The organism is Bacteroidales bacterium (genome assembly GCA_018334875.1).
GTDB lineage: Bacteria > Bacteroidota > Bacteroidia > Bacteroidales > UBA12077 > JAGXLC01.
The window spans coordinates 1-11,982 of sequence record JAGXLC010000110.1; the positions used below are offsets into that span (position 1 = coordinate 1).

General features: G+C 43.5%; 12 protein-coding genes. 10 read left to right on the forward strand and 2 right to left on the reverse strand.

What is annotated here, in order from left to right:
- Positions 1-420 precede the first annotated feature (420 nt).
- On the reverse strand, positions 421-1,608 hold the full coding sequence (sucC, locus tag KGY70_10330; protein MBS3775575.1) for an ADP-forming succinate--CoA ligase subunit beta: 1,188 nt from the start codon (positions 1,606-1,608) through the stop codon (positions 421-423).
- Positions 1,609-1,864: 256 nt separating this feature from the next.
- Between sucC and KGY70_10335 the strand changes: the two genes are divergently transcribed.
- The 10 genes from KGY70_10335 to nuoE all read left to right on the forward strand — a co-directional run bounded on the left by KGY70_10335 (position 1,865) and on the right by nuoE (position 10,450).
- Positions 1,865-2,206 carry a hypothetical protein gene (locus KGY70_10335; protein ID MBS3775576.1) on the forward strand — a complete coding sequence of 114 codons (342 nt, stop codon included), beginning with the start codon at positions 1,865-1,867 and terminating at the stop codon, positions 2,204-2,206.
- 3 nt (positions 2,207-2,209) lie between these two features.
- On the forward strand, positions 2,210-2,626 hold the full coding sequence (locus KGY70_10340; protein ID MBS3775577.1) for an anti-sigma regulatory factor: 417 nt from the start codon (positions 2,210-2,212) through the stop codon (positions 2,624-2,626).
- 2 nt (positions 2,627-2,628) lie between these two features.
- A complete protein-coding gene (locus KGY70_10345; protein MBS3775578.1) occupies positions 2,629-3,990 on the forward strand; it encodes a 4Fe-4S binding protein in 1,362 nt (453 codons plus the stop codon).
- A gap of 11 nt (positions 3,991-4,001) precedes the next feature.
- Positions 4,002-4,349 carry a serine kinase gene (locus KGY70_10350; protein MBS3775579.1) on the forward strand — a complete coding sequence of 116 codons (348 nt, stop codon included), beginning with the start codon at positions 4,002-4,004 and terminating at the stop codon, positions 4,347-4,349.
- The gene (locus KGY70_10355) at positions 4,336-5,076 is read left to right on the forward strand and encodes a PHP domain-containing protein (protein MBS3775580.1); all 741 of its coding nucleotides are present in this window, start codon (positions 4,336-4,338) and stop codon (positions 5,074-5,076) included. Before KGY70_10350 ends, KGY70_10355 begins: the two co-directional genes overlap by 14 nt.
- Positions 5,073-5,645, forward strand: a complete 573-nt coding sequence (locus KGY70_10360) for an ATP-binding protein (GenBank protein ID MBS3775581.1) — start codon at positions 5,073-5,075, stop codon at positions 5,643-5,645. The genes KGY70_10355 and KGY70_10360 overlap by 4 nt, the downstream gene beginning before the upstream one ends.
- A gap of 276 nt (positions 5,646-5,921) precedes the next feature.
- The gene (locus KGY70_10365) at positions 5,922-6,320 is read left to right on the forward strand and encodes a (2Fe-2S) ferredoxin domain-containing protein (protein ID MBS3775582.1); all 399 of its coding nucleotides are present in this window, start codon (positions 5,922-5,924) and stop codon (positions 6,318-6,320) included.
- A gap of 21 nt (positions 6,321-6,341) precedes the next feature.
- Entirely contained in the window at positions 6,342-8,135 is a 1,794-nt protein-coding gene (locus KGY70_10370; GenBank protein ID MBS3775583.1) for an NADH-quinone oxidoreductase subunit NuoF, read from the forward strand.
- A gap of 10 nt (positions 8,136-8,145) precedes the next feature.
- On the forward strand, positions 8,146-9,924 hold the full coding sequence (locus KGY70_10375; GenBank protein ID MBS3775584.1) for a [FeFe] hydrogenase, group A: 1,779 nt from the start codon (positions 8,146-8,148) through the stop codon (positions 9,922-9,924).
- Positions 9,925-9,955: 31 nt separating this feature from the next.
- Positions 9,956-10,450 (forward strand): NADH-quinone oxidoreductase subunit NuoE, encoded by a 495-nt coding sequence (gene nuoE, locus KGY70_10380; protein ID MBS3775585.1) that lies wholly within the window; start codon positions 9,956-9,958, stop codon positions 10,448-10,450.
- Positions 10,451-11,116: 666 nt separating this feature from the next.
- Here the strand turns inward: nuoE and KGY70_10385 are convergent.
- Positions 11,117-11,982: T9SS type A sorting domain-containing protein (locus tag KGY70_10385; protein ID MBS3775586.1), on the reverse strand; the 866-nt coding region annotated here is incomplete at its 5' end.

Genomic DNA, 11,982 nt, shown 5'->3' on the forward strand with positions numbered 1-11,982 from the left:
GGGGAACCGATCCATCAGAATCCGTGTTTTTGAGATCAGGGTTTCTCAGAATCACGGATTTTTTAGTCCGGATCATGCAGGATAAATTTTTATTGAGCCTTTTTTTTGGTCGATCATAAAAGTTATTTGGTTAATACTTGAACCACATAGGCACATAGTTCACATAGGCTAACACATAGAAAGAAATATTGTGAATACAAAAATTTTTCATTAAGTAAACAATGAAAGTCAAAGAAGCTTATTTAAAACCTTGTTTTCTCAATTGCATGATGAATGATAAATCTATGTGAAATCCTATCTTTCCTATGTGCCTTATATGTGGTTCAAAAAAAGTTAAATGACTTAATTTTGAGAACGATACCTATTATCTGGTTAAAAGAAATTTGTTTGGGGCTAAGGCTGCGGTAAGAATAATTTGTATTAAACCAGGTCCCGCACAGCATCGGCAGCCTCCTGAAGGGTTATGGCAGATTTTACCTGCAATCCGCTTTCATCGATCAGCTTTTTGCCCTCTTCGGCATTGGTGCCCTGAAGTCTGACTACAACAGGAACATGGATTTCATCCAAAGCACCAAATGCCTCCGTGATGCCTCTGGCAACCCTGTCGCAGCGTACAATACCTCCGAATATATTGATCAAAACCGCGTTGACGTTGGGATCTTTCAGTATGATCCTAAAACCTGCCTCAACTGTTTCAGTATTGGCAGCTCCGCCAACATCCAGAAAATTGGCCGGATACCCTCCCGACAATTTAATGATATCCATGGTGGCCATAGCCAGACCGGCCCCGTTTACCATACAACCCACATTCCCATCCAGTTTGATGAAATTGAGGTTGTGTTTGCCGGCCTCCACTTCTGCAGGATCTTCTTCCGTGGTATCCCTTAAATCCATATAATCTTTGTGGCGAAATATGGCGTTGTCATCCAGGTTAATTTTAGCATCGGCAGCCAGAATGATATTGTCCGAGGTTTTAAATAAGGGATTGATCTCTATGAGTGAAGCATCGGTATTCAGATAGGCCTGATATGCTCTGATAACAAATCGAGCCATTTCTTTGAAAGCTTTTCCGTGGAGACCGAGTTTAAAGGCGATTTTTCTGGCCTGGTAGGATTGAATGCCCAATCCGGGGTGGACCTCTTCCTTAAAGATCAGATGCGGAGTTTTTTCTGCAACCGATTCAATATCCACACCGCCTTCGGTGGAATACATGATGATGTTCCTGCCTGAATCCCGGTTTAACAGGATCCCCATATAAAATTCTGCCGGTTCACTTTCTCCTTCGTAGTAGATGCCTTGTTCTATCAGTATGCTGTGTACTTTTTTGCCTGCTTCCCCTGTTTGATGGGTGATGAGATTCATGCCCAGGATATTTTCCGCATGCTTTTTGACCTCCTGCAGGGATTCGGCAATTTTAACACCCCCTCCTTTGCCTCTTCCCCCGGCGTGGATCTGAGCTTTAACTGCCCATGAGCCGGTGTTCGTCGCTTCCTGTATACTTTCTGCCGCTTCGATCGCCTGGTCTGCCTGATTGATCATAATCCCTTCGGGAACCGGAACTCCGTTGTCCCGAAGTAGTTGTTTTGCCTGATATTCATGGATATTCATTATCGGATGCTTTTTGCGATGTCCTTCTACGAAATTATGGAAATTTTGTGTATTCTCCATGCATCTACAAAACCTTACCCTCAATTTCTCCCCTGCAGGCCCTTCTCTTGATGCTTAAATTGCCCGCTGTTTTATTTAGAATATTTATAAATTATTTGTTATTTCGATAACAGTGTTATTAAAATAACAATATTATATTATATTTGCAGTTATGAATGATAACAATATAACAAAACCACGTAAACAGATTGCTGGTATGAAGGTATCCGAAATTGCCCGGCTCATAAACGCAAATATTGTATCTGACAGTGAGAAGGATATTGAGGTGTTCAAAGCATTTGCCTCAGATTTGATGAGCGATGTGCTCACACTGGAAACAGACAATACCTTGCTTATTACGGGCCTGGCCAATGTACAAGCCATTCGCACGGCAGAGATGTCGGATATCAACTGCATCGTGTTTGCAAGAAACAAAAAGGTGAATGAGGATATGAAGCAGGTGGCCGGAGAAAATGATATTGTGCTGCTTGAAACACCTTTTTCAGTATTTAGAACTTCGGGAATATTATATCAGGAAGGCATCAAACCCATATTTTGACTCATGGAATTTGAATATGAAATACAGGGAGGCGATTTTTCCAGGGCCGGTTTTGCTTCCAGTCACCTGAAAAAGATATTGAAGCAGATCAATATTGATCCCAAACTGATCAAGAAGATCGTGATTGCCCTTTATGAAGCTGAGGTCAATATTGTGGCTCACGCATATAAAGGAAAAATTAAGGTAACTATTGAGCCGGACCGGATTGATATGGATGTTTCTGATAAAGGGCCCGGAATTGAGGATATCGACAGAGCCATGGAAGACGGTTATTCCACTGCTTCGGAAGAGGTCAGGGAGATGGGGTTTGGAGCAGGTATGGGTTTATCCAATATAAGAAACAACTCGGATGAGTTGGAAATTAACAGTACAGTCAATCAAGGGACTGAACTAAAAATTGTCAAAAGATTAACTAAATAATTATGAATAAACAAGCTTTTCATCATGCATTGAAGATACAAAAGGAGATCTGTATCGGTTGCGCCCATTGCATGAATGTATGTCCCACGGGTGCATTACGGGTTCGTGAAGGTAAGGCGGTTTTGCTCGAAGAGAGATGTGTGGATTGTGGAGAATGTTATCGCGCCTGTCCCGTGGATGCAATTTCTGTTGAGCAGGACGATTTTAACCGGATATATGATTTCAGCTACAGTGTGGTTTTGGTTCCGGAGATTTTATTTGGGCAATTTCCGGAAGATGTGGATAAGGATATGATTAAAGAAACCTTACAGGAAATGGGTTTTAATGAAGTGGTAGAAGTGGAACATGCGGCTGAAATACTGAAAGACAGCACAAAAAACTATACACGGAATACAAGCCAGGAGAAACCGCTTATTTCTGCTTTTTGTCCTGCCATCGTGCGGCTCATTCAGGTGAGATTTCCTTCATTGGTGGCTCAAATTATTCTGCAGAAACCACCGCTTGATCTCACGGCCCTGTATTACAAGCAAAAGCTTGTCGATCAGGGTATTGATTCTGGTGATACAGGCATATTTTATGTCACGCAATGTGCGGCTAAAATAGCGTCGGTAAAAAGTCCGGTGGGCGATACCCATGCCAATATTGACGGAGTGATCAACCTGGATTTTCTTTATAATAAAATTTATTCTACGTTAAAAGCCCGGAATGATTCCAGGGAAGCTGCTTCACCCACCGACGAAACCCTTTCACCTGAAGGCGTTAAGTGGAGTCTTACCCACGGTGAGTCGGATAATTGTGAAGGCAGGTGTCTGGCAATCGATGGAATAAACAATGTGATTGAGATTCTTGAAAAGGTGGAAGACGGGGAAATGGATGATGTAGATTTCCTGGAACTCCGTGCTTGCGATGAGAGTTGTGCGGGAGGCATACTTAATCCTGCCAACCGGTTTTTGACTGTGGAACGCTTAAGAAATAAGGCCAAAAAGCTTAAAAAGGAGGAAGCATCAGGAAGAAAATCCGCCTCGGGGATCATTGACTATCAGAGCTACCTGCTGGAAAACATTGAACTCCATCCTGTCACACCCCGCTCCATAATGAAACTGGATGAGGATATGACCCGTGCGCTCAAGAAAATGCGCAAGGTGAAAGATCTGATGAACACGCTCCCGGGAGTTGACTGTGGCGTATGCGGTTCTCCGAGTTGTTCGGCGCTTGCCGAGGATATTGTGAATCATAATGGCAGTCTCAGGGATTGTATCTTTATACAGAGGAAATATGAACACAATAACCTTCAAAGAGCCGAAGATTCTTATGAAATCATGAAAAAAATATGGGGTAAAAATAAATTGAGTAACAATTATTAAAATATTGCTTTATGAAGGTGTCAGATTTGGTTAATAATTTAGGGTTGGTTGTATATAGTGGTAAGAAGGGTTTGGAACGGTCCATAAAAGGAGGGTACGCTTCCGATCTCTTGAGTGATGTGATGGGGAATGCAAAGGAGGGCCAGGTTTGGGTTACGTTACAGACCCATAAGAATGTAGCGGCCATCGCATCGCTCAAGGATCTTGCCGCAGTGATACTTGTAAAAGGGAATCGTCCTGATGAAGATACTGCGCAGCATAGTGATGAAGAAGGAGTGCCTGTTCTGGGAACCGATCAGAATGCTTTTGAGATTACCGGCCAATTTTATGAAAAACTGAAGGCAGATGGAATTATTTAGAGCGGATATGCATATTCATACCGTATTGTCTCCCTGTGGCAGTCTGGAGATGAGCCCGTGGAATATTATTTCCAGGGCTAAAGAGAAAGGTCTGGATATTCTCGGAATCACCGATCACAATTCAACGCGTCAATGTGAGGTTATGAAACAGGTGGGTGCCAGAGAAGGCATTTCTATTTTATGCGGTGTGGAGATCAACACAAGGGAAGAGGTTCATTGTCTGGCTTTTTTCGAACATACCCGGAATCTGGAAGCTTTTGAAAAGCTGCTGGATAAACACCTGCCGGATATTAAAAATGATCCTGAGAAATTCGGTTATCAGGCAGTGGTAAATGAGCATGAGCAAATACTGGATCAACCTGAGAAACTGCTCATCACTGCCATTGATCTGAATATTGAAGAGGTTGAAAATAAGGTTCATGAAATGGGAGGAATTTTTATTCCCGCCCATATCGATCGGATGCGCAATGGTATTATTGCCCAGTTGGGCTTCATCCCCGGGGCTTTGCAGTGTGATGCCCTGGAAATTTCCCCTTTCACCGATACTCGCAGCATGCTTGCTGAGCATGGCTATTTGAAAAAATATATGTTTGTGCGTGGTTCAGATGCCCATTATCCTGAGGATATTGGCAAGGGATATACTTTGTTTTCCGTTGAAAATACGGAATTTTCCGAGATAAGAATGGCTTTGGGCGGTATTAACGGAAGAAAAACCGAAATCGTATGAAGACTTTGTCGTATCACATGTTGGATATCGTGCAGAATTCCATTAACGCAGGAGCTGATTTGATAGAAATTTCTATCAGTGAAAACGATAAAGAGGGATTGTTTACCATTGTCATCGAAGACAATGGTGTGGGAATGGATGGGGAAACCCTCCGAAAGGCCATAGATCCTTGTTTTTCTACACGAAAGGAAAGGAGTGTAGGTTTGGGTCTGTCTTTACTGAAACAAAATGCCGAAAGAACCGGAGGAAATTTTTCAATAGATTCCACCCCGGGGAAAGGAACCCGTGTAAAGGCCGAATTTGTCAAGGACCATCTTGACTGTCCTGCCGAAGGTGATTTAGCCGGAACCATTCATCAGATGATTGTATTCAATCCCGGAAAGGATTTTGTTTACAGGCATAATAAAAACAGTGTGGGTTTTGAGATCGATTCCCGTCAGATAAAAGAGGTGTTGGACAATTTACCATTTCATCATCCGGAAATAAGCAAATATATAGAGGAAATGATACGGGAAAATCTGAATGAGCTGAGAGAAGAAACCGATATCGCTAATGAAACCTGCATCTAGGAACCTTCACAACAAGAACATGATTAATATGCTGGTTCCATGATAATACAAACAAAGTTTGTAAATTTGGCATGTAAATCAAATTAGAATTCAAAACTTTAACATACTGTTACACGAATGAATTATACTGACTGTTAAAATCCTATATATTATTTAGAATCCGTCTAAATAATATGTTAGTTTGATAACAGTGTTAAAAAAATAACAATAAATTGTATATTTGTGTCGTCAAATACATACATTACCCAAACATTCAATTTAAATATATTGATAACTATGGCAAAAATTAAATCTCTTGAAGACTTAAAAAAGAAAAAAGAGCATCTGCAACAAAAGGTAGATCTCCGGGAGCGTGCCGATCATCCTGAAAATTATGTTCAGATTAAGGTGGGAATGGCAACCAGTGGAATTGCTTCAGGTGCAAAAGAAGTGATGGATTATCTGGTGGACGAATTGGAAAAGCGAAATGTAGAGGCTGTTGTAACTCAAGCGGGAGATATGGGGTATAGCTATGCCGAACCCACCATTGAGGTAACAAAACCCGGGGAAGAACCCGTGGTTTTTGGCTATGTGGACACGAAAAAAGCGGATGAGATCATTGAAAAATATATTAAACGGGGCGAGCTGGTGGATGGTGTTCTGCCACAGAATTACAGAACAATTGATGAGGAATAATTAAAAACAGGAGGATTGATCATGGCGAATTATAAGATGCACTTGCTGGTTTGTGGTGGCACAGGGTGTCGTGCTTCGGCAAGTGATTCCATTTTGGAGAGTCTGAAACAGAAACTAGAGGAGAACAATCTGCAGGATGACGTGCAGGTTATCTTTACCGGATGTTTCGGATTCTGTGAAAAGGGACCCATTGTTAAGGTTTTACCGGATAATACCTTTTATACACAGGTTAAACCTGAGGATAGTGAGGATATTGTACAGGAACATCTCATCAAGGGCCGGCAGGTGGAAAAATTGCTTTACCAGGATCCGGAAACGGGAGACACCATTCACGACTCCAAGAAGATGGATTTCTATAAAAAACAGATCAGAATAGCCCTCAGGAATTGTGGCTTCATTGATCCGGAAAACATTGATGAGTACATTGCCCGGGACGGATATTTTGCCTTGGGTACTGTACTCAATGATATGAGCCGGGAGGAAGTGATCAGTGAAATGAAGGAATCCGGGTTAAGAGGCCGCGGCGGAGGAGGATTCCCTGCCGGTGTGAAGTGGGATTTTGCATATAAGAACGAATCGGATCAGAAATACGTAGTATGTAATGCAGATGAAGGCGATCCGGGGGCATTCATGGACCGCTCCATACTGGAGGGCGACCCCCATTCTGTACTCGAGGCTATGGCCATTTGCGGTTACGCCATTGGTGCTGATAAAGGTTTGATTTACATAAGGGCAGAATATCCCTTAGCCATCAGGAGACTTAAAGTTGCCATAGATCAGGCCAGAGAATATGGTATGCTGGGAGAGGGTATCTTTGATACGGATTTCAATTTTGATGTACAGTTGCGGTATGGTGCAGGAGCCTTTGTGTGTGGAGAGGAAACGGCTTTAATACATTCCATGGAAGGAGACAGGGGAGAACCTACATTTAAACCTCCTTTTCCTGCTGAATCCGGCTATCTGGGGAAACCTACAAACGTCAATAATGTAGAGACTTATGCCAATATTCCTGTGATCATCAACAAGGGAGCAGGATGGTTCAAAAAAATTGGCACGGAAAAATCGACAGGTACCAAGGTTTTTGCACTGGCCGGCAAGGTTAATAACGTGGGACTCATAGAGGTACCCATGGGAACTACCCTCAGGGAAGTGGTTTTTGAGATTGGCGGAGGCATTAAAGAAGGAAAGAAATTCAAGGCAGTGCAAACCGGTGGACCCTCCGGCGGTTGCCTCACGGAAGATCATTTGGATACACCCATCGATTTTGATAACCTGATTGCAGTAGGTTCTATGATGGGGTCAGGAGGTATGATCGTGTTGGATGAAGATGATTGTATGGTGTCGATAGCCAAATTCTTCCTGGAATTTACCGTGGAAGAATCCTGCGGAAAATGCTCCCCTTGCCGTATAGGTAATAAAAGGTTGCATGAATTGCTTGACCGGATAACCCAGGGAAAAGCGGAGAAAAAGGATATACAGCGTTTGAAGAATATGTGTCACGTTATAGCGGATACTTCGCTCTGCGGACTGGGCCAGACTGCTCCGAGTCCGGTGCTTTCAACCCTGCAAAACTTCTGGGATGAATATGTAGCTCATGTGGAAGACCAACGTTGCCCGGCCGGAGCATGTAAAGATCTTATGCGTTACGAGATTATCCCTGAAAACTGTGTGGGCTGTACCGCATGCGCACGCAAATGTCCGGTCGGAGCAATAACCGGAGAAAGGAAGCAGGTACATTATATTGATCAGGACAAGTGTATTAAATGCGGTGCTTGTCTGGAAGCTTGTAAATTTGACGCGGTAATCATAAAATAAGGATATAACGATGGAAAAAGTTCAATTGACCATAGATGATAAACAGGTAGAAGTCCCTAAAGGGACCACCATATATAAGGCAGCCAAAGAAGTTGGAATTGATATCCCGGTATTGTGCTATATGAATCTGGAAGATATCGGGATAGAGAACAAACCTGGTGGCTGCAGGGTTTGTAGTGTGGAAGTAGAAGGCAGGAAAAATCTTGCCCCGGCTTGCGCCACCGAGGTATACGACGGAATGGAAGTGAAAACCCATACCATGCGGGTTATCAATGCCAGGAGAACCGTGGTGGAGTTTATTCTTTCCGATCATCCCAAGGATTGTTTGACCTGCAAGAAATCGGGGAATTGTGAATTGCAGAGTCTGGCCATCCGGCTGGGTATCCGTGAGATCCCGGGACAGGAATACGCGGAGATGTCAACCTATAAAACCGATTATTCCCCTTCTATTGTAAGGGAGCTGGATAAATGCATTATGTGCAGGAGATGTGAGAAAATGTGCAATGAGTTCCAGACTGTCGGCGCTTTGTATGCGTTTAACAGGGGTTTTAATGCAGCAGTTGCTCCTGCCTTCGAGATGGACCTGCAATATTCCCCCTGTACCTATTGCGGACAATGCGTTGCAGTTTGTCCTACAGCCGCTCTGACTGAAGTGGACCATTCCCGTGACCTCATTGATGCCATTTCCGATCCCAATACTACGGTGATTGCCCAGACCGCGCCCGCTGTTCGTGCCGCCCTGGGGGAGGAATTTGGATATGAGCCTGGAACGCTCGTTACCGGAAAGATGGTTTCCGCTCTGCGCAGGCTCGGGTTCGACTATGTGTTTGACACCGATTTTGCTGCAGACCTGACCATCATGGAAGAAGGAACGGAAATGCTCGACCGGCTGTCCAAATACCTGGATGGCCATAAAGATGTGCAGATGCCTATTCTGACATCCTGTTGCCCCGCATGGGTTAATTTTATCGAGCACCACTTCCCGGATTTGAAAGATGTACCTTCTTCGGCTCGTTCTCCCCAACAGATGTTTGGGTCGATAGCAAAAACTTATTTTGCCGAGCAAATTAATAAGAAAAGAGAGAATGTAGTTGTAGTATCCATTATGCCTTGCCTGGCCAAGAAATATGAAAGCCAGCGCGAAGAGTTTAAAGTGGATGACAACCCGGATGTGGATTTTTCCGTTACTACCCGTGAACTGGCCCATCTGATTAAAGAAGCGAACTTTAATCTGAAGGACATGGAAGATCAGGATTTTGACCGGCCCATGGGTGAGTCTACCGGTGCCGGTGTGATGTTTGGAACAACCGGGGGAGTGATAGAAGCTGCTACCCGTACCGCTTATGAATGGTACACAGGTAATGCTCTTGACAACAGTATTGTGTTTGAACAACTGCGGGGATTTGAGGGTATTCGGAAGGCTACAGTGGATTTCAAGGGGACAAACATCAATATTGGCATTGCACACGGATTGGGTAATGCAAGAAAGCTTCTTGAAGCAATTAAGCAGGGAACATCTGAATTCCATGCCATTGAAATCATGGCTTGTCCCGGTGGATGTATCGGTGGAGGAGGACAACCCTTACACCATAACAATACGGGCATCCTTAAAGCCCGGCAACAGGCAATATATGAGGAAGATAAAAACAAACCGATCAGGAAATCCCATGAAAATCCTGAGATTAAAAAACTATATGAGGAATATCTTGGGAAACCCATGGGAGAGAAGGCTCATAAGTTGTTACATACCCAGTATTTTGATTTGAGCCGGAAAATTGAAATCGAATGATTGATCCATTTAAAATCAGGAGGAATAACTCATGTCCAGAATAAAAGTCAAGTTAAAAGAACAGGATCTGAAAAAGATACGAGAAATATGCAGGGCCCATGACAATGAGCCGGGTGACCTAATCAATATCTTACAGCAAATCCAGGTGCATTTTGGTTATCTTCCCGCTGAAGTTCAGGAAGCGGCAGCCAATGAACTGGGTATCCCAGTGGCGAAGGTCTATGGTGTGGTTACTTTTTACTCATTTTTTACCATGATCCCACAGGGAGAGCATCCCATCTCCGTTTGTACCGGTACTGCCTGTTATGTAAGAGGAGCCGATAATGTGCTGCAGGAATTTAAAAGGCAACTTGGGATAGAAGTTGGAGAATCCACCAATGACGGCAAATTCAGTTTGAATTGTCTGCGCTGTGTGGGCGCCTGTGGACTTGCACCGGTTGTGCTGGTCGGAGATAAGACTTACGGAAGGGTTGCACCCGACGGCGTGAAAGATATCATTGCAGAATATAAGAAAAATGAAGAATAGATTCTGATTTTGGGTTAGGGGTCCACTGAAGCCATTCAGTGGTTAAGGAAAAGGCTGCAGATATTCAACTGCGGCCTTTTTACATGTATTATACTATAGCACAAAAGAATTTATTAAACCAAGTATCCTATATTACTGCCGAACAATAGGGTTTGGGTTATTCAAAAGGACTTGTTTCTGGCGAATAAATGGATTTCTTTTGTCGGGTAACCCATTTTCCTGCGGAAATTATGGGTGTCTTGCCTCAGACAAGCCACTTTTCTGTGGAAATAATGGTTTCCTTACGTCGGGTAACCCGTTTTTCTGCAGAAACATGGGATGCCAAACACCCGATACCCTATTTTTCTGCAGAAATATGAGATTTCTAACATCAGGCAAGCCACATTTCTATGGAAATTGGGGATGCCCGATGTCGGGTAAGCCATCTGTCTGTAGACACAAGAGATTTCTGACTTTGGGTAAGCCATCTGACTATGGAAATTTAGGATTCCGGGCACCGGATATGGCCCCTTACCGCGGAAATGTTTGATTTTTCACGTAAGGTAACATGTTTCTCTGTAGAAATCCGGGTTACTTTACATCAGGCAAGGCACTTCACTGCAGAAATTTGAGATTTCTAAAGTCATGTAAACAGAAGTTCTATATTAATGCAGTAATTAATGATTTTTATTCTATAATCAGTTGTTTGGTATAGATATCCTCCCTGGATCGGAGACGGAGAAAATAAACTCCTGCCTGACTTTCCGGGATGGTAACGGTATGGTTTTCGTTAGCCTCCATTTTGTGGATCTTTTCGTTGTAAATCCGTTTCCCTTCTATTGTGAAGAGCTCCAGGTGAACATCCCTGTGAATTTTATTTTTAAAGACAATACTGAAACGTCCGGATGCAGGATTGGGGTAAACGTGAATATCCCCTTTATTAAAGGTGGGTTCATCTATACCAACTGCCGTGCCTTTGACTTCTATTGTAAATTCTCCTACTACTCCGCCGGCACTGCCATCCATCTGAAGCCAGTAAGTTCTTCCTTTAACGAGGTCTTCAAGGTCCATTATGGCAGCGGCAAAATCGTCCTCTTTTTCGAAGTAATCGTCATTGGCAGCAAGCAGGGTGTATTTGGTGGTATCTCCGGATAGTATGTCGCTGCATTCGCTTTCAATTTCGTAAAGGGCAATCTGGGTATCCAGGCCACTGGTAACAAAGGAAACCGTTCCGGTGTCCGATGGCATGGTGAATTTAAACCATACTGTATGCTGAAGACCGCCCTCAGTGCACCATTTCATGGGTTCATTGCAGGAATTGTCTCCGGTAGTATCTGGTAATGGTTCATTATCCTGCACGGTGGCGTACTTATTGGTAAAAGGCCCGTTCGTTCCCGCGGAAATTTCAAAGGCATCACAAACATCATCGTTTTCAGGGCCCAAAGAAAAAGCAACCTGGATTGAATCGGAATCGGAGCATTGGCCTGAAGTTCCGGTTACATAAAATGATAGGGTGTCTTTCGTTTCCCCGTCATAGGTAACCCGGGCTGTAG